The sequence below is a fragment of the Stenotrophomonas sp. A3_2 genome, from assembly GCF_036624925.1.
GTDB classification, from domain to species: Bacteria; Pseudomonadota; Gammaproteobacteria; order Xanthomonadales; family Xanthomonadaceae; genus Stenotrophomonas; species Stenotrophomonas hibiscicola.
Genome location: NZ_JAZKVY010000316.1, coordinates 15179 through 39334 on the forward strand (window position 1 = coordinate 15179; position 24156 = coordinate 39334).

General features: G+C 60.9%; 21 protein-coding genes and 1 pseudogene. 6 read left to right on the forward strand and 16 right to left on the reverse strand.

Translation table 11 applies throughout. The features are described 5' to 3' along the window. Nucleotides 1-329 precede the first annotated feature (329 nt). On the reverse strand, nt 330-623 hold the full coding sequence (locus tag R5H29_RS14580) for a metalloregulator ArsR/SmtB family transcription factor (RefSeq protein ID WP_049441866.1): 294 nt from the start codon (nt 621-623) through the stop codon (nt 330-332). A gap of 171 nt (nt 624-794) precedes the next feature. On the opposite strand from R5H29_RS14580, the gene R5H29_RS14585 reads away from it, so the two are divergent. Genes R5H29_RS14585 through R5H29_RS14605 form a run of 5 tightly spaced genes read left to right on the forward strand, consistent with a single transcriptional unit; the run spans nt 795 to nt 3848 of the window. Then, a complete protein-coding gene (locus R5H29_RS14585) occupies nt 795-1736 on the forward strand; it encodes an MBL fold metallo-hydrolase (protein ID WP_205416972.1) in 942 nt (313 codons plus the stop codon). Further along, a complete protein-coding gene (locus R5H29_RS14590; protein ID WP_102947288.1) occupies nt 1733-2173 on the forward strand; it encodes a YeeE/YedE family protein in 441 nt (146 codons plus the stop codon). The genes R5H29_RS14585 and R5H29_RS14590 overlap by 4 nt, the downstream gene beginning before the upstream one ends. Next, nucleotides 2170-2601 carry a YeeE/YedE family protein gene (locus tag R5H29_RS14595; RefSeq protein ID WP_102947289.1) on the forward strand — a complete coding sequence of 144 codons (432 nt, stop codon included), beginning with the start codon at nt 2170-2172 and terminating at the stop codon, nt 2599-2601. Before R5H29_RS14590 ends, R5H29_RS14595 begins: the two co-directional genes overlap by 4 nt. Beyond that, nucleotides 2598-3035 (forward strand): TIGR01244 family sulfur transferase, encoded by a 438-nt coding sequence (locus R5H29_RS14600; protein ID WP_099472807.1) that lies wholly within the window; start codon nt 2598-2600, stop codon nt 3033-3035. Before R5H29_RS14595 ends, R5H29_RS14600 begins: the two co-directional genes overlap by 4 nt. A gap of 18 nt (nt 3036-3053) precedes the next feature. Beyond that, on the forward strand, nt 3054-3848 hold the full coding sequence (locus R5H29_RS14605) for a sulfite exporter TauE/SafE family protein (RefSeq protein ID WP_102947308.1): 795 nt from the start codon (nt 3054-3056) through the stop codon (nt 3846-3848). Between the two features lie 39 nt (nt 3849-3887). Here the strand turns inward: R5H29_RS14605 and R5H29_RS14610 are convergent, their stop codons facing one another. The 3 genes from R5H29_RS14610 to R5H29_RS14620 all read right to left on the reverse strand — a co-directional run bounded on the left by R5H29_RS14610 (nt 3888) and on the right by R5H29_RS14620 (nt 8411). Continuing rightward, nucleotides 3888-5159, reverse strand: a complete 1272-nt coding sequence (locus tag R5H29_RS14610) for a DUF2254 domain-containing protein (protein ID WP_102947290.1) — start codon at nt 5157-5159, stop codon at nt 3888-3890. A 123-nt stretch (nt 5160-5282) separates the two neighbouring features. Next, nucleotides 5283-7262, reverse strand: coding sequence for a choline BCCT transporter BetT (locus R5H29_RS14615; protein ID WP_116896466.1), 1980 nt, complete (start codon nt 7260-7262; stop codon nt 5283-5285). Nucleotides 7263-7313: 51 nt separating this feature from the next. Further along, nucleotides 7314-8411, reverse strand: coding sequence for a hypothetical protein (locus tag R5H29_RS14620; RefSeq protein WP_102947292.1), 1098 nt, complete (start codon nt 8409-8411; stop codon nt 7314-7316). Between the two features lie 297 nt (nt 8412-8708). Here R5H29_RS14620 and R5H29_RS14625 point away from each other — a divergent pair, with 297 nt between their 5' ends. Continuing rightward, nucleotides 8709-9077 (forward strand): H-NS family nucleoid-associated regulatory protein, encoded by a 369-nt coding sequence (locus tag R5H29_RS14625; protein WP_099472814.1) that lies wholly within the window; start codon nt 8709-8711, stop codon nt 9075-9077. Between the two features lie 223 nt (nt 9078-9300). Here the strand turns inward: R5H29_RS14625 and R5H29_RS14630 are convergent, their stop codons facing one another. From R5H29_RS14630 to R5H29_RS14685, 12 genes and pseudogenes are all read right to left on the reverse strand, one after another. Then, the gene (locus R5H29_RS14630; protein ID WP_102947293.1) at nt 9301-10461 is read right to left on the reverse strand and encodes an IS30 family transposase; all 1161 of its coding nucleotides are present in this window, start codon (nt 10459-10461) and stop codon (nt 9301-9303) included. 522 nt (nt 10462-10983) lie between these two features. Further along, nucleotides 10984-12213, reverse strand: coding sequence for a hypothetical protein (locus R5H29_RS14635; RefSeq protein ID WP_324618425.1), 1230 nt, complete (start codon nt 12211-12213; stop codon nt 10984-10986). Between the two features lie 112 nt (nt 12214-12325). After that, nucleotides 12326-13264 (reverse strand): ATP-binding protein, encoded by a 939-nt coding sequence (locus R5H29_RS14640; RefSeq protein WP_229302255.1) that lies wholly within the window; start codon nt 13262-13264, stop codon nt 12326-12328. An 80-nt stretch (nt 13265-13344) separates the two neighbouring features. Next, entirely contained in the window at nt 13345-13575 is a 231-nt protein-coding gene (locus R5H29_RS14645) for a hypothetical protein (RefSeq protein WP_102947296.1), read from the reverse strand. A gap of 10 nt (nt 13576-13585) precedes the next feature. Then, nucleotides 13586-13840: a hypothetical protein gene (locus R5H29_RS14650; protein WP_229302317.1), complete on the reverse strand. Its 255-nt coding sequence runs from the start codon at nt 13838-13840 to the stop codon at nt 13586-13588. Nucleotides 13841-14008: 168 nt separating this feature from the next. Then, nucleotides 14009-14587, reverse strand: a pseudogene (locus R5H29_RS14655) (AAA family ATPase); the annotation flags it as partial. Then, nucleotides 14587-17007: a DDE-type integrase/transposase/recombinase gene (locus R5H29_RS14660; RefSeq protein ID WP_102947298.1), complete on the reverse strand. Its 2421-nt coding sequence runs from the start codon at nt 17005-17007 to the stop codon at nt 14587-14589. The gene R5H29_RS14660 and the pseudogene R5H29_RS14655, both read right to left, overlap by 1 nt. Before the next feature lie 1561 nt (nt 17008-18568). After that, entirely contained in the window at nt 18569-19147 is a 579-nt protein-coding gene (locus R5H29_RS14665; protein ID WP_072167369.1) for a histidine phosphatase family protein, read from the reverse strand. A gap of 349 nt (nt 19148-19496) precedes the next feature. Continuing rightward, nucleotides 19497-21542: a TonB-dependent receptor gene (locus R5H29_RS14670; RefSeq protein WP_332329359.1), complete on the reverse strand. Its 2046-nt coding sequence runs from the start codon at nt 21540-21542 to the stop codon at nt 19497-19499. A 102-nt stretch (nt 21543-21644) separates the two neighbouring features. Further along, nucleotides 21645-21959 carry a hypothetical protein gene (locus R5H29_RS14675; protein ID WP_021204073.1) on the reverse strand — a complete coding sequence of 105 codons (315 nt, stop codon included), beginning with the start codon at nt 21957-21959 and terminating at the stop codon, nt 21645-21647. Nucleotides 21960-22043: 84 nt separating this feature from the next. After that, nucleotides 22044-23219: an MltA domain-containing protein gene (locus R5H29_RS14680; protein ID WP_332329360.1), complete on the reverse strand. Its 1176-nt coding sequence runs from the start codon at nt 23217-23219 to the stop codon at nt 22044-22046. A gap of 67 nt (nt 23220-23286) precedes the next feature. Continuing rightward, the gene (locus R5H29_RS14685; RefSeq protein WP_206621525.1) at nt 23287-24033 is read right to left on the reverse strand and encodes an N-acetylmuramoyl-L-alanine amidase; all 747 of its coding nucleotides are present in this window, start codon (nt 24031-24033) and stop codon (nt 23287-23289) included. Nucleotides 24034-24156: the final 123 nt, after the last annotated feature.

Sequence of the window (24156 nt, forward strand, 5' to 3'; positions counted from 1 at the left end):
CATCGCGGTCGCCTCGGTGCATTCTCAAGGGTAGCTTCCCAGATCCCAAGATCATTTCGCAGGCGAGGACGACAAGCTGGTAGGCAGTTGATCAGACTGAATTGAGCTCTGACCGAATCGCCAAAGAAGAGGTGGACATTCGCCGCGGGTCCTATGTCCCGCTATCGGCCATACGCAGACATCCACCCCATCCCTGATAAACATCCCTAGGCCGCAGCAGACCTCGAGCCTGCTGCGGTCAATTGGTTTTGGGGCAGACTACGCCAATGGCCTAAATTCCCCTAGGTCAGTGAGTCTAGCCCGTCCCTTCTAGGACGCCTTAGGCCACTTCAAGTTGATGCATCGTCCGCACAGAAGATCCCATGCATCGCGCCCAGCAGTGCTGCAACGCGCGGGTCTGCCATGCGGTAGATGATCGACCGCGATTCCCGCCGGGTCGCTACAAGCTTTCGTTGGCGGAGTTCGGCCAGTTGCTGGGAGAGCGCCGGCTGTCGAATGCCAGTTGCGTCCTCAAGTCCGCCCACCGTCATTTCACCTTGCGCGAGCTGGCATAGCAGCAACAGGCGCGAGGGGGTGGCCATGAAGCGCAGCAACTCGGCCACTTCGGGCACGCGCTCCTTCATCGTGGCTAGGTCAGACGGGCTGAATGGGGGGCTGGTCACAGGCAATGGCAACTTGGGCGGCTGATGTGATGCGAACACCATGGGTAACCGATTCAATCTAGCATGTTTCCATAGTTGCACAGATTACGTAACTATGTAATTCTCAGGCCACGAAGCCTCCTGGAGCCAGCCATGATCCCATCCGTAGCGGTAGACGCCCCCCTGGAGCAGGCTGTGCGCCTGGTCAGTGATGCGCGTGCCGGCCTGCTTCCCTCACCTTCCGTGAAGACGTTCTTTGACCCTGCTACGTTCACTGCCAGCCATGTCGTACGCGATCCAACTTCTTCAGCGTGCGCCATCATCGACAGCGTCCTGGACTTCGACATGGCCGCAGGCCGCACGTCCACGTCCTCCGCATCGGCGTTGGTGGACTACGTGCGTGCCGAGCGCCTGCAGGTGCAGTGGTTGCTGGAAACCCACGCGCATGCCGACCACCTGTCCGCGGCTCCATGGCTGCAGGAGCAGGTGGGAGGCGCGCTGGCTATTGGCGAACACATCACCACCGTCCAGGAAACCTTCGGCAAGGTCTTCAATGCCGGTACTGCGTTCAAGCGTGATGGCAGCCAGTTCGATCACCTGTTCGCTGACGGTGCCTCCTTCCGCATCGGTAATCTGCAGGCGATGTCGCTGCACGTGCCAGGCCATACTCCCGCTTGTCTGGCGTACGTGATCGGCGACGCCGTATTTCCTGGAGACACGCTGTTCATGCCGGACTACGGCACCGCCCGATGCGACTTTCCAGGTGGCTCGGCTCGCCAGTTGTATCGCTCGATCCAGCGCCTGCTGTCCCTGCCCGACGCCGCCCGTGTATTCCTGTGCCACGACTACAAAGCCACCGGCCGGGACCATTTCGCATGGGAAACAACCATCGGTGCCGAAAGGGCGACAAACATGCATGTGCACGAGGGCGTGAGCGAAGCCATGTTTGTGCAACTGCGGGAGGCTCGTGATGCCACGCTTCCGATGCCACGGCTGATCCTGCCATCAGTGCAGGTCAACATGCGCGCAGGCCATATGCCCGAACCCGAAGACAACGGCGTGCGCTACCTCAAGCTGCCGGTGGACCTGCTATGACGCTCTCTCATCTGGCTTGGTATTGGCCGCTCGCTGGGGGTGCGATGATCGGTACAGCGGCCGGAGCCTATCTACTCCTTCTCGGGCGCGTTGCTGGCATCTCGGGTCTGCTTGCCAGGGCACTGGGCATGACAGGTGACGGCGGGCGCAGCAGTGCTGTCCTGTTTCTGGCAGGACTTGCCCTGGCGTCAGGCTTGGCATTGGCGGCCAGACCCATACCCCTGCCGGCGCTCTCCGCAAACGGAACTGTGGTGCTGGTGATTGCGGGACTGCTGGTGGGTTACGGAACTCGCCTTGGGGCGGGCTGTACCAGTGGGCACGGTGTCTGCGGCCTGGGCCGGGCGTCGCCGCGGTCAGTGGTGGCGACCTGCGTGTTCATGCTCGTAGGCATGGCCACGGCGACCCTGGTACAGATTGCGACCGGGGGCCCGGCATGATCCGTCTTGCCGCGTTCCTGTGCGGCGCACTCTTCGGATTGGGCCTGGTTGTATCCGATATGGCCAACCCAGCCCGCGTGCTTGCTTTCCTTGATGTGAGCGACGCCTGGGACCCCTCACTGGCGCTGGTCATGCTGGGCGCACTGATTCCTTCCGGCGCAGCCTACCTGCGGATACGCGCCCGTAGAACACCTCTGCTTGCCGAATCGCTGCACATTCCCACCCATCGCATCATCGACCGGCGCCTGGTCATTGGTTCGGCAATATTCGGCTTGGGTTGGGGACTGGCCGGAGTGTGTCCCGGCCCTGCCATCGCATTGCTGGGAACCGGCCAGCCCTTCGCGATCATCTTCACCACGGCAATGATCGCAGGCGTGATCCTGCATGGCCTCATTCATCACCCCACTGCACCTATGGGACAACCATGAACCTCAAACCACTCTCTGCCAACCTCAAGGTATCCGGTCAGCTCCTGCCAGAGGATATTGAAACTCTGAAGGAGCAGGGCTTTGCGAGCGTGATCTGCAATCGGCCTGACGACGAACAGCCGGAGCAGCCCAGTCACCATGCGCTGCAGGCTGCCTGCCACCAGGCGGGCATGCAGTTTGCCTATCTTCCCGTCGTGCCTGGTGTCATTACCGATGATCAGGTGCATACCTTTGCCAGGTTGATCGACGCGCTGCCACGCCCTGTTGCCGCGTACTGCAGAACCGGCACCCGTGCTGCGATGCTCTGGGCGCTGTCGGAAGTCGTTCACAACAGAGCGGCGTTTGCCCACGTCCTGTCTGTTGCCTCGGACGCAGGCTATGACCTTTCCTCCATCGCAACACGGCTGCAGCAAGGTCCGGCGTCCGGCGACTGACATATGGAAACCCTATCTCTGCTGCAGTGGGTGCTGGGCGGCCTGTCTGGTGTTCTGGTCGGCTTCGTGCTCGGCGTGGTTGGCGGGGGCGGATCCATCCTGGCGGTACCACTGATGCTCTACGTGGTCGGCGTGGAAGATCCGCATGCGGCTATCGGCACCAGCGCCCTGGCAGTGGCGGTCAATGCGGTGTCGAATCTGGTGGTACACGCCCGTAGAGGGAATGTTCGTTGGCCCTGTGCTTCGGTCTTCGCCCTGGCGGGGGTCGCGGGCGCCTACCTGGGTTCCAGCGTGGGCAAGGCCTTCGACGGCAAGAGGCTGTTGGCGCTGTTTGCTGTGGTCATGGTCATTGTCGGCATCGCCATGCTTCGCAGGCGCAACACGCCTGGATTCGCGGACGCTCGGCTCGGCAGACGCAACGCGCCCGCACTGATTGGGCTGGGCGCCACCGCCGGCGGGCTATCCGGCTTCTTTGGCATTGGCGGAGGGTTCCTTATCGTGCCCGCACTGGTGGCCGCGACGGGCATGCCGATGATCGCCGCAGTCGGAAGCTCGCTCGTCGCCGTCGCCGCATTTGGCATGACCACCGCACTGAACTACGCGCATGCAGGTCTGATCAACTGGAAGCTCGCGGCAGTGTTCGTCGTTGCCGGCATGGCTGGTGGTACTGCAGGAGCAGCAACTTCGACGAAGCTTGCCAGCTATCGTGGAGCTCTGAACACGGTATTTGCAGTACTGATCTTCATTACTGCCGCATACATGCTGTGGAAGGTGGGCTGGCCGGATGTGTTCCAGACCACAGCCGAGCACTGATAGCCAGCGCAGCGCTTCAAAGGCATTGTTAGGAAATTACTACGAACGTTGGTCCACATCTTCCAGAGTCAAATTAGATACGACGGCTCGAAGCGCCTTGCGATCAGCTTCGAAATCCATGGCCAATAGGCCGCGCTCCAACGCAATGCGGGCATGCGCCTGTGATGCGACTCTAGTCGCTTCATTCGAGGACCCTGCCAACGCTACGAAGGCCTTCTGCAGCCGGATGTTGACCTCCAGCGAGCCGGCCGCATCCCTGGAGATTGGTGTGAATGCATCCTCGAACATGTCGCGGACATCGAGGCACTGCACGTGCACACGCGGATAAAGCACATCACACGTCGCAGCGTCCCCAGTGTGGCTGGCCCATGCACAGAGCAGCCTGACACAGGTCCCGATGACGTCGATGCAGGTGCCAGGGTCGTTCACTGCAGGTGACATGGCTCGCTGGGCAATTTCCGCAAGCACTACCAGCCCGAACCGTGGGTCATTCTCGATGGAGCGCGCGTCACTGAAGGAAATGGCTGAGATCACTTCACTCTGCACTTCCGGAAGTGGATTTCCCTCGATGGCTATCAAGGGACGGGCCGGAGTTGCGAACGTACCCGGCTGGCAGAGCAGATGAACGCGCAGATCATGTTCCTGTGCAATGCCGTCGATCCGGGCGACGTCCACATGTTCAACGTAGGCAACCTGATCGCCAACCAGCAGTACCGCCCCCTCCCCTACCGGGACAGCACTGGCTCCGCCGAGCCGAGGCTCCTCGGCGCGGCGCTTCATTGCCGCTTTGGTCGCCCGCTCCACCAGATCGATGGTTTCGCCAACGCGGCCAAAGCGTGAGAACTGCTCGATAGCCCTGAGCAACGTCACTGTGATGACAATGATGACCGCGATGGTTGCCCCGAACAGCACAAGCCGGCCGCTGTCCCCGTAGATGCCGGTGCTGAGCGCGATGAGGCCCACGATCGAGAACAGGAAGGCACCAATGAAGGTGGCCAGCGCACCTTGGGCCCGGGTGTCTTCGATCAGCAGGCGGGCCGCGCGCGGGGTGGCGCTGCTGGACGCGGAGCCGTATGCCGAAACCATGGTGGACAGCGAGAAGGTGGTGACCGTCAGCATCGACGCGGCAAGTATGCCAAGAATGTTACCGACGGAATCGGCGCCGATCCGTGCAGCAAGGCCGGAGGGAATTAGGAACTTCAGGAACGCGCCGGCCAACGCTGTGATGATGCCCAGGGCGCCATACAGGGTGGAGCGGAACCACATCCGCTTTGTAACTTTGCTGGCTGCAAGCCTCAATCTGGTGAGCACGGGCTACTTCCTGGGCAGTTCGACCATCAATAGCACGGTCGGGTGCCGAGGCCACGTCAAAGGCAGGGTCATGCCCGGCCCAAGGCAGATGCCGCCCCTCCGGGCGGCATCTGTGTACGGATTCTACGAGCGCACCTTGTCCAGGAACTGACGGTGGCGCTCGTACTGATCGAGCACATCGTGGATGAGCTGAACCTTGGTCCACCCCATGACGTCGTAGTCCTGCCCGCCCTCCCGCAGATAGACCTCCGCACGGTAATGACGGGTGCCCTCGCTGACCGGCCGACGGGGATCCTGCAGGGCGAACGTCGGCGGCTCATAGGGCTGGGGCCGTACGGAGTAGAAGAAGTCCATCTCCTCGCCATGGCCAACCTGTAGCCACGCACGACCATCCTCTCCCTTGGAGACCTGGACCGGCAGATCCTGCTTGCGAAGCTCAGCGGCAACCTCTTCCAATGCAGGAATGACGCGCTGCTCGATGAAGCCGGTCACCTCGATCTTCAACGGGTTGTGCGCCAGCAGGCGCAGGCGCGCCCGCCAATCCTCGCTGGTACCCGGTAGGATACGTGCCTCGCGCAGGATCGAGCGCTTGGTGGCATCCAGATGCATGGCCTTCAGCAGTCCCCAGCACATCAGGATCATGACGATCGTAAATGGCAACGCGCTGGCAATGGTGGCAGCCTGCAACGATTCCAGCCCGCCAGCCACCAGCAATGCAATCGCCAGGCCGCCGACCAGCAGCGCCCAGAAGATCCGCTGCCAGACCGGCGATTCCTGCTCACCCTTCGAGGTGAGCATGTCGATTACCAGGGCACCGGAGTCCGCTGAGGTTACGAAGAACAGCGCAACCAGGATGACCGCCAGCGAAGAGGTCAGCATGGTCAGCGGCAGGTGCTCCAGGAACTCGAAGAGCGCCATCGAGCTGTCGGTTGCGACCGCCTGCACCAACTGCTGTATGCCCTCTGCCCGCACCATGTGCAACGCGGTGTTGCCGTAGATGGTCATCCACAGGAATGTGAAGCCAAGCGGCACAAGCAACACCCCTACCACGAACTCACGGACGGTGCGTCCACGTGAGATGCGCGCGATGAACATGCCAACGAAGGGCGACCAGGCAATCCACCAGCCCCAGTAGAACAGCGTCCAGCCACCCAGCCAACCAGTGGGTTCGTAGGCATAAAGGTTGAAGGTCATCGAGAACAGCTGGGAAACGTACATGCCGGTGTTCTGCACCAGCGCCTGCATCAGGTGAACGGTAGGTCCACAGACCAGCACGAAGGCCAGCAGCGCCGCCGCCAGGATCATGTTGAGCTCGGACAACCTGCGTACGCCGCTGTCCAGGCCAGCCACGACCGATCCGGTGGCCACCAGTGTGATGACGGTGATCAAGCCAACCTGGGCGAGGGTACTGACCTCCAGGCCGAACAGGTAGTTCAGGCCGGCGTTGATCTGCATGACGCCCAGCCCCAGCGAGGTGGCGAGGCCGAAGATGGTACCCAGCGCGGCAAACGTGTCCACGGCATGTCCCAACGGGCCGTGGATACGGTCGCCGATGAGCGGATACAGCGCGGAGCGGACACGCAGCGGGAGATTGTGTCGGTACGCAAAGTACGCCAGCGACAGCGCCACCACAGCGTAGATCGCCCATGCGTGGATGCCCCAGTGGAAGAAGGTGATGCGCATCGCCTGGCGGGCAGCGGCGGCCGACTCGGGCGAACCAACCGGCGGCGTGGCGTAGTGCATGATGGGCTCGGCAACGCCGAAGAACATCAGACCGATGCCCATGCCGGCAGCGAACAACATGGCGAACCAGGAGCCGTAGCTGTAGTCCGGCGTACTGTGGTCAGGGCCGAGCTTGATGCGGCCGTAACTGCTGATGGCGACGCCGACAACGAAGACCAGGAAGCCGGCTACTGCAAGGATGGTGAACCAACCTGCATCATTGGCAGCCCATGACTTGGCCGCGGTGAACCACCGCGTGGCCATTTCGGGCGCGAAGGTGGCAAGCGCGAGCAGCGCGATGACGATGGCTGCCGTGGGAATGAACACCTGCGGAAGGATCCGCTGGCGAACGGGGGGATGTTGCGGAGCCGTGCTCTGCATGGATACCTCCGTGTTATTGGGTGGAAGAACCTGCGGCTTGCGCGAGGCCGATCAGAAGTAGAAGCCGATATTGAGGTTCAGCCGCGAATGCCAGCTGGAAGGGCCTCCTTCGTCGATGCCGATACCATCACCACCAGCAAACCACATGTTGCGGCCAGCGATCCAGTCGACATAGGTGAGCAAGATGCCTTTCTGCAGGCTGCAACCGGTCACGTTCTGCCACGAATCACGAAGGCCCGCGCGGTGCCCGACCGGGCGGGTCATGCTGAGGTTGTTATAGCAGGTGATGTCATCCAGCCAGCCCTTCTGGCCGAACGAATAGGCGATGTTGGCGCTTGGCACATCCGCCTGCGCTGCAACCTGGAAGGGGGATTGGAACGCCGACATTGCGATGCGATCTCCGGGCACGTCATACCGGTACCGCGCCCACTGCAGCTGCGCGGTCCAACCATCGCGCTGCCACTGTGCATGGAGGGCCGCGCCCTGATGACCGTAGTGACGCCGTGTCTGAGTGTTCTGCACCTTGCCAGCAAACGCTGATGCGCCCAGCAACAGTTCGCCGCCGCCCCAGTCGCGCGCGCTCTCCACGCGTGCATGCAGTCGTTGCCGCTCGCGATACGGCAACGCCTCGGTCTGCGCGACATCAAAGGAGTAGCGATCGTAGCGAGCCCCGGACCCGTATTCGTCTCCGGAGAACCAGCCAAGATGCCAAGTTGTGCTGCCGCTGCGGTGAATCACCACAAGGCCCGGATCGTAATCATCCTCGATGCCCAGGTAGTAGCCGGAGCCGAACCAGAAACTCTGCGAAACGGTGGGGAGCAGCCCGAACGGGACTTGCTGGATACCTGCCTTGAGCTGGGTAGCATCGGAGAACTGCCAGCCCGCGTAGGCGTGATGCACGGCGTCGAAACCATCGTACCAGCGGTACTGGGCAGAGAAGGAAAACGGTCCGGTTCCAGCATCAAGATCTGCACGCATCAGTTCAAGCTGCAGGCGGCTGGTCGGCCCGTAGTCGAGCCAGCCATAGTTGAACCTGACGGCGCCTCCTGGATCAAAGTAAGGATCTCTATGGAGGTTATCCTCAGAAGCATCTGCGGCCAGCGAAGTTCCCACCAACGCGGCAGCGACAATGAAGGGAATTGATCTCACGGTTGTGCGCGTTGCCTCCCTGATCTGCTACGGAAAGCGCTTGAGTCTAACGTCGATTCATCCATTGCCTCAAACAGGCGATCTCAAAGAACTCCTGGCGACGCCACAGCAATCACTCACGGCCCGTCTTTAGTCCTCAGGTCCATATACCACGCGAAAGTCACGTGCAGCGAGAGAGTAGCTAACACGATCCACTTTAGTAGTCGATCCTGTGATTGAGCGACTCATAGTGGATATGGAGTGACACGCAATGTCATTTGAGAATAGGCTAGGGCCTCGACACCGGGGGAAGAATTCATGACTATTGATATCAGCGGCCTTTCGGCCAAGGAACTTCGCTCACTGATTGCTCAGGCGGAGAAGCAGCAGTCTAAAGTGCTGTCACGCCCTAAGGCCACAGCGATGCGCGCCAAGATCAATAAGTACGTCAAAGATCATGGCTACACGATAGAAGAGCTCTACGGCGCTTCAGTGATCGCGCCCTCCGAAGCCGCCAAGAAGCGAGGCGATCGGAGGTCTGCTAAATCGACAGTGCCCAAGATCGCTCCCAAGTACCGTAATCCTGCAGTGCGCGGCCAGACGTGGTCCGGTCGAGGGCGGCAACCGCGATGGATAGCCGAGCTGGTAGCAAGCGGAAAATCACTGAATGACTTTCTGATCAAGTAGTGACAATGGGGCAGGCGTACACCGGTACCGCAGCCGGTCCTGAGAATCACTAGTCATCAGATCGAACAGGATGCTGGTGCGCGGAATGCCCTGCCAGGTAGGCGATCAAAGATTGGAGCTAGTCGCAGTTGATGTGACAGCGGGCGAACAGCAGGCGCTCCCCTTGCCTTTGGAGAGTGCGCTCAGGCAGCAATGATTGCAGTATCCGCTTCTGGCCTTGGATTCAACCGATCGACGCAACAGTTTGTCGATATCGCTCTGCCGGTGTTTCGTACCCCAGCGTCTTACGTGGCCGTTCGTTGAGCTGGCGCGCCACGGCATCCAGCTTCGCCTGCGTGACATCGGCCAGATTGATCCCCTTCGGGAAGTACTGCCGTAGTAGGCCGTTGGTGTTCTCGTTGGTGCCGCGCTGCCAGGGATGATGCGGATCGCAGAAGTAGACCTGGATGTCGGTGGCCAAGGTGAAGCGGCGGTGTCCTGCCATCTCCTTGCCCCGATCCCAGGTCAGCGACCGGTACAGCTGCTTCGGCAGGCGGCGCGCGTTCTTGATCAGTGCATTGACCACGGTCTCGGTGTCCTTGCCTGCCACCTTCACCAACATCAGATAGCGGGTCTGCCGCTCCACCAGCGTGGCGATCTGACTGTTCCGGTCACCGAACAGCAGGTCGCCTTCCCAGTGTCCCGGCACAGCCCGATCTTCGGCGCTGGCTGGCCGTTCGCTGATCGAGACGGTGTCGGTGATCCGGCCGTGGTTCTCTGTCTTCTGGGTGTGGTGTCGTGAACGACGCATCGCCCGCGTGCGCCTCAGATGCGCGAGCAGTTCCTGTTTCAAGGCGCCATGCGACTGGATGTAGAGCGTGCGATAGATGGTCTCGTGGGACACCTGACGGCTCGCATCATCGGGATAGGTGCGTTTAAGCCAGCCGGCCACCTGCTCAGGCGACCACTGTCGCTGGATTTTCTCTGCCACACGAGCGGCCAAGGCTCGATGCAGCGCCAGCTTACAGGGCTTGGGACGCCGCGCTCGGTCCCAGGCGGCATGGTCGGCTTGGCTGGCGCGGTAGCCCTCAGGGCCCTCATTGCGGCCGACTTCTCGGCTCACCGTGGAAGGCGCCCGCCCGAGCGATGCGGCGATCGCACGGATCGAGCGCCCCGCCGCCAGCCCACGGGAGATCTCCTCACGCTCGGCCAAGCTCAGCACCCTCGGAGATCGTCGCCGCACCGGCGGACGAATCCCGCCATGCTCGGCCAGGATGTTCCGCACCGAACTATGGTGCCGATCGAACAAGGATGCGATCTGGTGCAGCGACTCGCCCTGCTGCCAGCGATCCCACATCAGTGCCTTCTGGGTGTCGGTGTAGTAGATCCTCTTCCTGCGCTTCATCTGCAACACTCCCGCTGCCTGTGCAGCTATCCGTGTGTTGCTTCGATCATATGAATCCGCGGCCAGAAGCGGACTTGGATCAGGGCCAATGCGGCCGGGATAGCTTCGGGCCGCTGCGATCCTAGGCAACTCGGTCACTTCACCAGGTTCCAAGAGACGCCGGCGTCGAGCGGTACAGCCTACCAGAGTCGCCGAAAGTAACGGTGTTAGGTCAAAATTGCGTCGGATCCGAAGGATTAGAGCCCTCATGGCAAACCCTCGTCATATGAACTTTCGCTAGAATCAGCTAAACCTCCGGGGGCAGAAATGGCCAATAGAACTCAGCTTCGCCAAGCACTCATTGAAGCTCAGGCTTCTCTGCGCTTGGAGGGCCTGCCCATCGGAGATCGTGATGATGACATCTATGCCGCAGCCATTGATGGTTCGCTCAGTGGACCGTTGCGCGACCTGGTCTTGAAGCGTATTCGCACTGAGTTGGGACTGGCTCACGAGACGAATGAAAGTTGACAGAGGCCGCGAGGGCTAGGCGACGCTATGTGGTCGCCGGCCACCAGACCGCTGTTTTCGCAAGCGGTTCTCACTTAGCGCCTTCAGCACGTTTCGTGCTCCGAGCATCACCGAGAATCCCACATCCAGCGACACATTGCATCGCTGGCCGATTTGCTTGGCTGCCTGCTGAAGTTTGCGGTGGGATCCCACTTGGTCTACATCTCCTTCAACCATCTGTAGCGCAAGATCCATTGCCCTGTTCAAGTGAACTCTTTGACTGTACGGACCTTGCTCTTCGTATCTCAATTTGTACTCCTCGTAGACGTCAAGGTGCATCTCTCTTAGCAACTGCCTATTGAGCCTGAAGCGTCTAAGTACAACTTTCATCTGCGGTACATAGTGGTCTTTCTCGGATGACTTCAGAACATCTGAAAAGCATTTGGCACATCGCTCAAGCCGCTCCGCGTGCCTCCCAACAGGTAGCTTTAACGTTGCATAGCTAAACCAAAGATCCAACAGCGGCTCGGAAGCCGCCGCATCTGGGCTTAGCAAGATGTCGCGTGCTGAGATGGACTGGAGAGCGCAGAGATTGACAATGGCACGAATGGTCGTCCGACCCCTGGTCAAGTTCTTGGTGGCGCGGTAGAACTCCGCCTTGAGAGCGTTAGGATACGCGCGCCTCATCGGATGTCCGTCAACGAGCAGTTTCACGAATCGAACATAGTTTTCGAATGGAATCTGGGGTTGTGAGGGCGTCGCGCAAAGCTCGATTATGGACGCAAGCTGCTGCTGACCCCATGCCTCGTCGCCAGTAATCGCTGCGGCGACACCATCACCGGAAAGCGATTGCTTGCATTTGTGGCATCTTCTACGCCGCTGGTAGTCTGTTGAGCTCGGCTGGTCCGCGCCACACCTTGTACAGGTGGTTTCGAGCTTGCATTTATGCTGGTCACACTCAGCTTGAATGTCGACGATCCACGATAGCGGCTCATATGAGAGATCATCGTCCCAATCGCGGTAGCACACTGGGCACCAGCGGCGGCGCGTTGTGTCTCGGCCTCCTCCGTAGGTGGCCAGTACGTCCTCCAAAACCCAGAATGTGCCGCACTGCAGGTCGTCCTGGGCGGTCAGCATCTTGAGCGTGCTGATACGGTGACTGAAGTCACGGCTGGGACCGCAATACTTGCCCGAGCCCATGACTTGTCCTCTACGCCCACCATCAATAGCTGGACCGACTATCGACATCATATTGGCCATGGTCACGCCGACTGTCCACGCTTGCCGTAGAACGTAGTGCTCCAAGGATTCAACTCGCGACGTTCCCACACCCTTCAATTGAAGTGGAGGCAAGGACGACCAGGTAAATCGCTGAGTACTAGACTTCACGGCACACCTCCCCATAAGAGGAGGCCCAACTAGACTTGAGCCGTTTCGCCCTGGCTGTGGCGCTTCCAGCCTCCATTGCATCCTCGAAATCCTCGATATCTCGCCAAAGGTTGGCAAGATCGTTGTCTGAATAGTAGGAAGCCTCTATGTGACGTTTAAGGATCCGCTCGCTTCCTTCCTGCTTGGCCGCATCCTCAGCTCGCGACAGAAGCTGAGCGACCTCTCCGTAGACACCTCCCGTCGCGACCAGTAGATCCGCCGCCATTCGAATCAATAGGTCCTGTTTAGAGAAATTGTGCCTTTCGGTCAGCGACGTAAGGAGGCGCAAGAATGGAGCCCGGTCCTCCCTTCTTCTAACGCTATATGGCGGAACCCATATAGACGTCACACTTCGACGAAACTCGGATTCGATCGACCAGAGTTGAACTGCCCTGTGGATCCCGGTCATTATGAGCATCGACCCGGCGGACTCTGCTAACGTCATCAAGTGCAATACATGGTCCGCAGGTGACTTGTTTCTGTGGTTCACCAGAAGCGCTGATATTTGATCGATAGCGACATACTTGCAGTCACGCGCAATCATGGACCGCTTTACAGACGACCAACACTCCGCTTCGGTGAGCCTGAGTTGATACCGTCCAAGCTGAAGGTCTCTGTCGCGAACTTCGGCTTGAATGTCCGAAGGGGGCATTGACAAATGTGATCCGCCCTCCAGCGCCCAAGTCAGCGTCGGCGCATTAAGTTCTTTCAATAACTCGCGGGCGAGGTATCGCGAACTGAAGTATGCTCCAACTGGCAAGCACGCGAACGTCTCGATGGCAGGAACTTTTCCCTTTTCCCACAGGTTGGGGTTCCCAAACATCTCACGCATAACGCTCCGACGCATCGTGGTCTTCCCTACACCGGACGGACCGATGACGAAGACCATGTGCCCCGGTCTGTGATTGTCTAGAGCTGCCCTCAGGCGATCTCGCGGCCGTCTGTATGCTGGGTGCTGGAGAACTTTCATCAGAAATCCTCCGCTTTGTCGAGCGCTTCTATACCTTCCTGCGAAGGGTCTATATCTTGGCCCTCGTGACTCGTGGATTCCGCCACCTCTGCCAAGGGGGAGAGGAGTGCAATCGCAATGATTAATGCAGCCGCGAACTGCCTCCTGGCGTGCGGTTTTCGCGCGAGATTGTCGCGCCGCCGCCTTGCATCGGCGCCCCACCGCATCTGATTTAAGTCGGTAATCACCATTTCCTTTCCCTCAGGTTGGAGATCCCCAGCGCGCCTTCACATGTTCTGATCGCTCAGTAACACTGCCGGCAACCATGCTCATCTCAAAGGCGTCGATGTCCCGCCATAGGTTCCTAAGATCCTCACTTCCGTAGTAGGAGATCTCGATGTGTCGCTTGAGAATTCTGTTGCATCCCTCCTGCTTCGCAGCAATATCTGCCCGCCCCAGTAGTTCGACCACCTCAGCGAATACGCCGCCGGTAGCGGCAAGGATATCGTTGGCCATCCGGATTAGCAGATCATCCTGTGATAGCCCGTAGCGAGTGGCCAATGACTTGAGCAAACGAAGGAACGGCAGTTTGTCATCCCGACGCTTATCACTATATGGAGGCACCCAAACAGTTGTGACTCGGCGTCGTAACTCGGAGTTTACCGACCACAACTGCGTGGCTTTGTGCACCCCAGTCATAACGAACATCACGCCTGTGGCTTCAGCTATCGCCATCAGATGGAGGGTGTGGTCAGCGGGGGACTTGTCTCTGTGGTTGACTAGTAGCGCTGTGACCTGATCGATTGATACATACTTGCAACTACGCGCTCTCAGGCTTCGCTGCACCATCCCCCAGTACTCGCCTTCTGTCTGTCTTGTTCGCGCTAAGGACGCCCACTCCGATGTTGCTGCGGCGAGCTCACGTCGTATTCGCAGTTTTGCATCCTCCTCGAGATAGCTTCCGTCCAGTAGCCACGCCAACGTGGGCGCGTGCAACTCTTGCAGAATAGAGACAGCGAGCTGACGCGAACTGAAGTACGCGCCGTGAGGAAGTGTGGCGAATGTCTCGACCAGGGGTATCCGCCCACAATCCCAGCATGCTGGATTGCCAAACATCTCCTGCATTACCGAGCGCCTCATCGTGGTCTTGCCTACGCCCGATGGCCCGATTATGAACACCATATGCCCAGGACGATGTTGGTCAAGCGCCATTCGCAATCGCTTGCGTGGGCCCTCGTAGGCTGGGTGCTGAACCATCTTCATCAGTAGTCCTCCCGTTCATCGAACGGAACGATGTCCTGTGCGATCGCAGGTGGCACTGGCTCGATATCTATCCTCTCATCGCTGCCGGTCATTGGCGCCGGGGCAAGGTGCTCTGTTGCGGGCCTTGCGGCTTGGGCCTGCACTCGGCGCGAATGACGAGCACGGGCAACTTCCTCTTTTCTTTTTGCCGATTGTGAGCGCAACGTGGGTGCCCAGAGCAAATGAAACAGTCGCTCCTGATCCGACAAGAGCGCATCGCTTTGCACTTTATTGTGGAAGGCCTTGAACCAGCTCCCGCGAACCTTCACGTACATCACACTTGGGTCACAACAGTCGCTGCGAACCTCACTGGCATTCTCAGTTCGCAGCTCTTGTAGAAGCTCGTCACTGGTGAACCAACCATCGGCAGTGCGTACGCCACGCTGGCGGTCGATTCGCTTCTTGGTCTCCACCTTGATCGCAGTTCTGATTAGGAACCCATCGTCCCATTCGCACGGTGTTCCGACAGCGCCGTAGGCCGCGAGCGCCTCAACCCTCTTCTCAGCTGGCGTTGTATCATCTGGCCCCGGTGTCATAGGAAGGTCGTGATAGACGAACTTCAGGAACTCCTCGTGCACACGGACAAAGTCCGTCCTCGCATTGTTTCGGCTCTTGAACCTGCCGTCGACCTTACGTCCCATCTGGTCGGGCCGCGTGCTTCCTGGGAATCGCTGTGCTACTTGTTCGTTGACCTGCTTGATGGCGTTCTCAGCAATGCCATTCCAGGCGCTGCCCGCCGTTGGGGAGAACCTTAGACTAATCTCGCCATGGCAGAAATCTTGTAGCCAGCGGGAGGTGTTCTCCGGCCCTCGATCCAGATGGATCAACTTGGGCAGGAAGCCCTGTCTTCTGACGTACTCACGCATGAGCAATGCCAAGGCGTCGGTTCTTGCTGAGCCAAATACCATTGCATGAGCCATCGGATAGCCCGTCGCTCCGTCTATGCCGATATAGAACTTTGCTTTGCTTGCTGGGAAGCAGTGAATCAGGTTCGGCGCGCATCGAACATCTAGATCCGACGAATCCACGTGCAGTGTGTGGCCATATCCGATCGGAGGCAGCGAGCGATGGCGAGGATCGGTGCGTGTACGCGTCGCGTGGTAGGCGCGAAAGCCACCCGTGGATAGCGCATGACGTGTTGGGCTCTCGCTTCTTCGCCTGGCATCCAGTCGAGCTCTACCGCAAGGCTCAACCCCCAACCGAAGGCACTCCTCTTCAAACACATAAAGCAAGTCCTTCGGTCTATGTACTCTCCCCGTGTTCCAGTGCAGCGCGATGACGGTCTCTATGGCTTGCTCGTGTTCCGGAAGCAGGCGCGATGCTCGGTTTCCGCTAAGGGCATATTTGGTAAGACAAGCCGAAAGCGCGGATCTTCCTTCGGCAACAGCCTTTCGAACCTGTCGCTGCAGAGCGCCCATCCGTCGTGTTGCGGGCAGACTTCCGGCCTCAATCAGCGCAAGCCTACTGAGTCGCTGGTGTGCCCGCTGGAGGTCTGTAGCGGTTGCCACCAGTAATGGATCGTCCACAGCTGGTTGCGACTGAGCTTTGACAATGGCTCCAAGCAGTAGCTCGTCCGCCTCCTTGGCCTGCTCCTTCGTGCCATACAGATGGAAGCGGTCAGTCCTAGCCGCGGGAGTGCTCTGCCATGGACCGAAGGCCGCCGATCTTCCCAGCATCCAAAGCGCTAGGCGCGGTGTGAAGCCGGGCACCTCGGCGAGGAGACTGTCCAGCAGAAGGGGGCGCTTGGCGATTAGCCCAACTGCCTTGGTTACTGCGGTAGTTTCATGTTGCTGAAGGGCATCACCGGCTACCGCGTAGCAGGCTTCAAGGTTCTGGAGGTACACACCGGTTGGAGTGGGCGGCACCCAGACTCTGAACGCGAGGCCATGCTGCCGCGCCCATTGGGCGTAGGGGGAATAGGTCCATACCGCGTCCTGCTTGACCCAAAGGGAGTCCGGAAGCGCCAGTTGGCTCTCCAGCCACGATAGCGGCTTGCACTCCACTAGCTCTACGTGGTCCCTGCGAAATACAAGAAAATCTACATGTGCAGTGCTGATGTGATTGCGCCCGGACGCCGTGGTTCGCTGCACGCGGCGGCAGGGTACTTGTACGTAGTAGCCCAGCACCTCGGGGTCAAGCTCAAGCTCATAGGCAAAGACCAACTCGCACGTGTGGCTTTCAACTGTTCGCGCACTACCGTTCTTGATTGAGTTGTGCCGAACACGAACGTTTCTCAGCGCCGCCCTGCCTACGGTCTTGGTTCCGCTGCCGGCAATCATGTTCTCGAGCTGCCGAATACTGAGCTCACTTGCTTTTATGCGGGTGTAAAGCTGGTGACGGTCTTCAAACGATAAGCCACCAAATTGTGGGTCTGTGGACATGCCGATTCCTCATGCGCACCCCACAGGAGCACCGTCCAAGAGGCCTGGGCGAGCCCCACCAGCCGAGTCGGACATAGGTGCCCGTGACAGGCCTGCGCAGGCTTGACAGGGGAGTCAGGGAAGGGGAAAGTATCGGCAAGACCTGCAAAGTCGCCGACCCAAAAACCCGTGAGTCCTACCTCACGGGTTTTTTCTTTCCAACTTCCGGCAAGGGAAGTTCAGATTGGGCTAGGTCATGGGCTGCCTGCCTCCCTCGGAGATTGAGGTGCCTGAGATCGAAGGTATGCGCTGACATCGGCGGCGTGAGCGAACCACCCGCGACGACCTTGTGGACGAAACAGCGTCACTGGCAAACGACCTGTGGCGCTTGCCCGCCTAAGTGCTGCCGGGCTATTGAACCCGAGCAGTCGCGACAGGTCTTTGGCCGGCACCAGCCCACCATAGGTTTGCGCCACCCAAGCCACAGACAATGCATCCGGCTCTTTACTTGGTAGGCTCACGTACGCTCCAGTGATGCTAGGTTCCAGGTAACCCTAGCGCTCTACCGTAGCCTTTTCATCCAGCAAAACTACCCTTCCAACGTCTACTTTTTTTGGAGGTTTCCGATGGGGGAGTTGCACGAAGCTTGCCAAGCACTCCAAGCGATGCAGTGCTCCAATTTAGGTCGTCCTGCCTCTGATGCATCGGACAGGCTGCACTCCAGGATTCTCTGGAATACATGGTCTCTGGTGGAAGGCGGGGAGGAAGAGTTGAGGGCACGCTATGTTCTTCGGCGCCAGAGCCTAGATGGTGCGTTGATGATGCGCAGCGATGAGTTCAGTGCATATCGGCAGGGATTGCGATCACTATCACTGAGGCGGCGCAAGCACCTTGCCCTGCAGCACCCCCAACTTGAGGCGGTGCTTAAGTGGCCCTTTGCAGCCCTCAGCCTTCGAGAGTGGGATATGAGGACGGCTGTTGGCTGGAATCGCCTATTTACGTCCAGCGCCGGGCTACTCGGGGTGCGCTATTCATTCCCAGGCGACACGGCCAGCACTGATGAGAACCGCTTGCCGGTGATGGCATATGACCTGGATGGCCTTTATCAACGAGGTGACATCTATGGCTTTCTCATGCTCGCCTGCGCGTATCGCCTGTTCCACTTGCAGCGGTTGGCTGATCGCCAGTGGTATGCGGCAAGCCACATGATACGAGCACTATCGGGAGCATGCAGAGATCCCAGAGTGCGTCCATACGCTCATGAGTTGATCACACAGACGAAGCAACTTCTTCGCCTGCTGCCGGACACGAGCTTTCCAATTCACGTTAATGACGACGTGATCTGGGATCAGATCCGGAACGACGTCCACGAGCCCTCCTACTTGATGAGACGGGCTGCTGAAAGGCGTGGCGTTCACATCCCAGAGCCTGTGAGCCCAATCATCTCCTACCGATACCAAAAGTGCGCCCCTCAGCAACAGCCTTTGCTGTTCGCGCGTAACGGGTAGTCTTCTGATCCGACAAGGCCAAAGAACTGCGGCCGGGGTGGGGTCGGGAGGTTGGCAGTATCCGCGATCGCCTTCTATTCGAAAGATACCCTCTGGCAATGGGCTATAGGCTGATCCAAATCCAGCTTTCGAAATGCGCCCATCGCTGCAGCGTTCACCACGGAGGGAGCCTTGCTCCCGCAAATCCAGCGCATCGCCTGCATCAATTGGCCGTGGCTAAACACGACCACCTGCTCATGCGCGGAATAGGATTTAAGAATGCGCAGCGCTCGCGCAGCGCGGGCAACTAGCTGGGCAAATGACTCGGCACCAGGTCCATCCACATAGTTTGGATCGCAACGGGACCAGTAGTCCTCTACCCACTGCTTGCGGTCTGCTGCCGAGGTGCCCACGCACCGCTCAGGCGACAGATAAGTGAACTCGTGGACCCCCAGGGGCGCAACGACCATCTTGAAGCGTTCGGCGAGTGGTTGTGATGTCTGCCTAGCCCGGAGGAATCGTGAGGTAAAGATGCGGTCAGGCGCAGCCGACCAGGTCATTGCCAATGCGCGAGCCTGCTCCTCCCCTGCGGCAGTGAGGGCAATGGATTCGGGATCGGCGGTTGCAAATCCCGCATTAGCCATGCTTTGCGCATGCCTAACTACCACTAGCATCTTCCCTCTCCCCCTGTTCTGTTTGTCTTCTGGGCAGGTGCCTGCCGCCCGTCTCGGATGCACCCTGACTCCGACGCATAGGCCCTCTTAAGCCAGTACCTAGTGCTGTTAGGCCGCCTCGCATTGTCGCAATGGTTCTGGACCATTGTCTGCTGCGGCGGGCTACGCTCGTTTGCCTCGCACCACACAATCTTTGCCACTCAAGGGGGGGCAAAGCATGGTCCAAACCCTAACAGGCTGCACAGACTTTGGGGTTCCGGTGGGCACCTACTTTGGTGATGGGATCAAAAAGGGCTCCGGCCCCTGCCGCAGGTCGAGCGAGCTCGACCACTACCAGATGCGTGGCCGGTTACAGCTTCATGTTGAGGCCGACGAACACACTGCGTCCCGGGGCCGGCGAAAACATCGGGCGGGCGCTGTCCCAGAAGAAGCTGTCGTACCAGGCGTAGGCGTACTGGCGATTGGTGGCGTTCTTCAGCTGCAGGTCCACGCTGAATCGCGGGGTGAGCTGGTAGGCAGCACTGAGGTCGAGCACGGCGAAGCCACCGAACTTGCCGGCTACGTTGCGCTCTTCCAGGTAGTAATCGCCCTGTGCACGCGCCTGCAGGCCCAGCCGCAGCGCATCACTGGCGCGGTAATCCACGCCCAGATTGCTGATGTGGCGCGGGGTGGCAGCCACTTGGCGTCCCTGCAGGGAAACGCCGGCATCGCGGTCGTCGCGGGTGATCTTCGCTTCCTGGTAGGCGTGCGACGCCCACACCGTCCAGTCGTCGCCCAGTTGCAGGCTCAACTGCGCATCCACGCCGCGCCGGCGGGTCTTGCCCAAGGTGACCGTCGTACCGGTAGCCGGCATGTTGGATACCTCGTTCTCTGCATCCTGCTGCCACACCGCCAGGCGTGCCTGACTGCCGGCAAACGGCTGGAATTTCAGGCCCAGCTCCATGCCGGTGTTGGTGGACGGCTGCATCGGCGCCTGCCCCGGGGTGAGGTAGGCCGGTGCGGTGGACCCGGTCAGTACCTGGAAGGTGCGGCCCCAGTTCGCGTAGACGTGGGTGGTCTGGCCCAGGCTGTGGATGACGCTCAGCTTGGGCTGGCCGATCGTGCCGTAGTCCTGCAGGCGGCCGCTGATGCCGCTCATCAGGTGCGTGCTACCACTGAAGCGGTCGATACGGTAGGCCGGCACGATCTTCCACGCCTCGCCGGGCTGGTAGATGGCCTGCACGTAGGCACCCCAGTTGTCGAAGCTGTGGCGGTCGTTGTTCTGCACGCGCGCCGGTGCCTGGCTGAAATCGGTGGGTTCGGCGTAGGCGTAGCGCTCGCGGAGGTAGCCGTTGTCCTGCTGCTCGTAGTTCAGGCCGCCTTCGACGGTAAGCGCGGGGCTGGCCTGCCAGGTGAGCGTGCTGAGCAGGCCGGTCTGGCGCTCATCCCACACGCGGCGCTGGCGCGGCAGGTTGCCGGTGGGCAGGTCGCTGAAGGTCACGCGGCGATCGTCTTCGTAGCGGTTGTAGTACAGCCGCGTGCCGAAGGTAATCGTGTCGGACAGCTTCAGATCCACGTGCGCGGCGATCTGGCGCATGTCGCGGTCATCGCCATCGTTGCCGTTGCGCAGGTCGCTGCCGCGACGGTGCGTACGCAGTTCGTCGGCCGTCATGAAGCCGGGTTCGTCCGCCTCGTGGTGGTAGGCGCGTGCGGTCAGGCCCACGCGCAGGCCGTCGTCCAGCGAGCCATGGAACCACTTGCCGCCCAGCGAATACTTCTTCGAGGCATCGTGATCGCGGTAGCCGTCGCTGGCCTGGGTGCCGACGAAGTAGTTCTGCGCGAAGCCATCGCTTTCGCGGCCGATCGCCAGCTGCGCATCGCGGGTGTTGTAGCTGCCGTAGGCCAGCCGCACGTCGGTGTAGGTGCCACCCTGGCGCGTACCGAAGTTCACGTTGCCGCCGATGTTGTGCAGGCCGTAGCGCGGGTCGTTGGTACCGCGCACCACTTCGATGTAGCTGATGTCCAGCGGGAACAGCATGTCGATGAAGCGCTGGTTGCCGCTGTTGACGTTGCTGGGGATGCCGTCAATGAGGGTCTTGATCGCGTTGAGGTAGCCCTCGCCGTTGAAGGCGCGGAAGCTGACCTTGCCCGATTCGGCACCCTGCCGCGTTTCGGTGAGCTGGATGCCGGGCATCTGCCCCAGCAGCTCCCAGCTGTGCGAGACGTTGCGGTCTTCGATCTGGTCCGCGCCGAGCACGTCCACCGAAGTCAGTACCTGGTGCGCACTGAGCTGGCCTTCGCCGTGCTGGTGCACCTGCACCTTGCCGAGAGTGAGCGCGGCATCGGCGGACTGTGCGAAAGCTTCAGGGGCGAACGGCGCGGCCGCCAAGGCGGCCACAAGGGTGGGAGTCTTCATGGGAAGGGGCGGTTGCGGCGAAATGTAATCATATAACATTTCACGTGCCCGCTTTGCTGCGTCGAGCAAAGCTCGGCGCTACAAGGGCGGGAGCCGGGGGGATTACACCGGGTAGCCGGTGGCTTCCCGTGCCTTCTTCCAGGCGGCTTCGAATTCACGCGCGGAGATTTCGTCGTCCTCGTCGAAATCCAGGAACGACACCGGCTGGTCGGCCAGCAGGAAGCGGTCGTCGCTGTGGGCATGCTCGTCGGCCCAGACCATCCTGGTGCCGTAGATTTCCACCTGCCGCACGATCTTCTCGCCGCGCGCTTCCATCAGCACGTTGCCCTTGCCCAGGCCCGATTCGGCCCAGTGCTTGTAGTACTTCTTTGCGGCGGACTTCGCGCCGGGTTTTGCGTTGTGCTTTGCGTAGGTCATTGCAGGAGCCCTGGCCGCTGGCGCGGCCGGAAAGTGCGGAATGGCGCCATTATCGCCCGACCTCGCAGCGCGCAGGTGGGCGCTTCAGCGGGCCGGCGCTGGCAACGCCACGCCCTTCGGCCACAACATCCAGATGTTGCCCTTCTGCTTCATGTCGCCGGCCAGCTTGCCGGCGGCTTCGCCGCTGCCCCAGTACAGGTCGGCGCGCACTTCGCCGGCGATGGCACCGCCAGTGTCCTGCGCGGCCACCGGGCGCACCACCGGGCTGCCGTCCGGGCGCGCGGTGGACAGCCACAGCAGGCTGCCCAGCGGTACCACGGTGCGATCCACCGCCACGCTGTAGCCGGCGGTGAGCGGTACGTTCAGTGAACCACGCGGACCTTCCGGGCTGTCCGGAGTGCGCACGAAGAACACGTAGCTGGGGTTGCTGCGCAGCAGTTCCGGCACGCGCGCGGGATGGGCCCGGGCCCAGGCGCGGATCGCGTCCATGGTGACGTCTTCCTTCTTCAGCTGGCCCTGGTCCACCAGCCAGCGACCGATCGCGCGATAGGGGTGGCCGTTCTGCTCGGCATAGGCCAGCCGCACCTGCGTGCCATCAGCCAGGCGCACGCGGCCGGACCCTTGGATCTGCAGCAGCTGCAGGTCCATCGGGTCGGTCAGCCAGGCCAGCACCGGCGCCTTTACGCCTTTGGCGGCGATGGTGCCGGCATCGTCATAGGGCTTGAGCACCTTGCCCTCAACCCGCCCGCGCAGGCGCTTGCCCTTCAGTTCCGGGTAGAGGCTGTCCAGCTGCACCACGATCAGATCATCCGGCGTGCCGTACACCGGCACCGTGGCCTTATCGGTACGGGTAAGGCTGCCGGGGTAGATCGGCTCGTAGTAACCGGTGATCAATCCGTCGGCCTGATGGCCACCGGCACGCAGCGCATAGGCATCGAGGTCGCGCTGCAGGAACTGGCGGATCGCGGCCGGGTCCTTGTCTGACACGGCTGCGGCGGTGGCACAGGGCTTGGCCCAGGCAGCGTCGTTCTTCAGGCGGGTGCAGCTGCTGCGCCAGGCAACGAAGCCGGCCTGCAGATCGCTGTTTGAGACCGCTGGCAGGGCTTTCCAGTCGACCTTGGCGTAGGTGGCCGCCGGCGGTGAGGTCGCCGTGGGCGCTTCGGAACCCGTGCGGGGAGCGGTGGTGGCGCAACCGGCGAGCACCGCCGCTGCCAACAGGGTCCAGTGCTTGCGCTTGAAGAAGGTAGCGGAATCGATCATGCCGCCATGGTGGCGGGCCGGCCGCTGGGCGGCAACCCGGCGCGGGGTCAAGCGTTCATGCGCGGAGTCACGGCATCTGCAGCAGCAACGAATGCAGGATGCGGGCGTCCTCGGCATCCAGCGCCTTGGGCAGGTCGTCGCGGCCACGGAAACGGCGGTGGAAGGCGGCGACGGTGGCTTCTCGGTTGTCCAGTGGATAGCCGAAGCGGGCCAGCGCATTCCACGCGTCGAAGCCTTCCGGTGCCGCGCCGTCGGCCGCGCGCGGCCACACGCCGAAGCCGGCCTCGGCCAGCTGTTGCCACGGGAAGAAGCGGCTCGGATCCTGCTTGCGCGTCGGTGCCAGGTCGGCGTGGGCGATCACCTGGCGCGGCGGGATGTTCAGGCGGGTGGTTAGGTCACGCAGCAGCACGATCAGCGATTCGATCTGCGCCGCACTGAACGGGCTGCGGCCATCGTTGTCGAGCTCGATGCCGATCGAGGCCGAGTTGAGATCGGTGATGGTGCCCCATCGCCCGGCGCCGGCATGCCAGGCACGGCGCTCATCGGCGACGAGCTGGTAGCGATGGCCATCGGCGCCGATCAGGTAGTGCGCGCTGACCGGTCCACCGCTGTTGGCGGTACGCAGCGTATGCAGGCTCTGCTGCACCGATTTCTGCTCGGTGTGGTGGATGACGATGATGACCGGCGTGCGCGCGTTCTGGTTGGGCGAAGGCACCCAGGTGGCGAGCGGGTTGCGCGTTTCCCGTGGCGTGGAAGCGCAGGCGGCCAGCAACAGGCAGGCCGAGAGCATCAGTGTGGTGCGGATCGGAGGCATGGCCTGATTGTGCGCGATCTGGCGCGAGGGTGCATGTCACAAGAAAGATTCGGTAGATCCACGCCATGCGTGGATGCGCCACTCCGGCCGTGCCAGCCAACGGTCGGCACCCACCAGAGCAGA

Coding starts and splice junctions, on each gene's coding strand:
- R5H29_RS14580 (WP_049441866.1), bottom strand. CDS start 623: ATGAAGGAGCGCGTGCCCGAAGTGGCCGAGTTGCTGCGCTTCATGGCC.
- R5H29_RS14585 (WP_205416972.1), top strand. CDS start 795: ATGATCCCATCCGTAGCGGTAGACGCCCCCCTGGAGCAGGCTGTGCGC.
- R5H29_RS14590 (WP_102947288.1), top strand. CDS start 1,733: ATGACGCTCTCTCATCTGGCTTGGTATTGGCCGCTCGCTGGGGGTGCG.
- R5H29_RS14595 (WP_102947289.1), top strand. CDS start 2,170: ATGATCCGTCTTGCCGCGTTCCTGTGCGGCGCACTCTTCGGATTGGGC.
- R5H29_RS14600 (WP_099472807.1), top strand. CDS start 2,598: ATGAACCTCAAACCACTCTCTGCCAACCTCAAGGTATCCGGTCAGCTC.
- R5H29_RS14615 (WP_116896466.1), bottom strand. CDS start 7,262: ATGCAGAGCACGGCTCCGCAACATCCCCCCGTTCGCCAGCGGATCCTT.
- R5H29_RS14625 (WP_099472814.1), top strand. CDS start 8,709: ATGACTATTGATATCAGCGGCCTTTCGGCCAAGGAACTTCGCTCACTG.
- R5H29_RS14630 (WP_102947293.1), bottom strand. CDS start 10,461: ATGAAGCGCAGGAAGAGGATCTACTACACCGACACCCAGAAGGCACTG.
- R5H29_RS14640 (WP_229302255.1), bottom strand. CDS start 13,264: ATGGTCTTCGTCATCGGTCCGTCCGGTGTAGGGAAGACCACGATGCGT.
- R5H29_RS14645 (WP_102947296.1), bottom strand. CDS start 13,575: ATGGTGATTACCGACTTAAATCAGATGCGGTGGGGCGCCGATGCAAGG.
- R5H29_RS14650 (WP_229302317.1), bottom strand. CDS start 13,840: ATGGCCAACGATATCCTTGCCGCTACCGGCGGCGTATTCGCTGAGGTG.
- R5H29_RS14660 (WP_102947298.1), bottom strand. CDS start 17,007: ATGTCCACAGACCCACAATTTGGTGGCTTATCGTTTGAAGACCGTCAC.
- R5H29_RS14665 (WP_072167369.1), bottom strand. CDS start 19,147: ATGCTAGTGGTAGTTAGGCATGCGCAAAGCATGGCTAATGCGGGATTT.
- R5H29_RS14670 (WP_332329359.1), bottom strand. CDS start 21,542: ATGAAGACTCCCACCCTTGTGGCCGCCTTGGCGGCCGCGCCGTTCGCC.
- R5H29_RS14675 (WP_021204073.1), bottom strand. CDS start 21,959: ATGACCTACGCAAAGCACAACGCAAAACCCGGCGCGAAGTCCGCCGCA.
- R5H29_RS14680 (WP_332329360.1), bottom strand. CDS start 23,219: ATGATCGATTCCGCTACCTTCTTCAAGCGCAAGCACTGGACCCTGTTG.
- R5H29_RS14685 (WP_206621525.1), bottom strand. CDS start 24,033: ATGCCTCCGATCCGCACCACACTGATGCTCTCGGCCTGCCTGTTGCTG.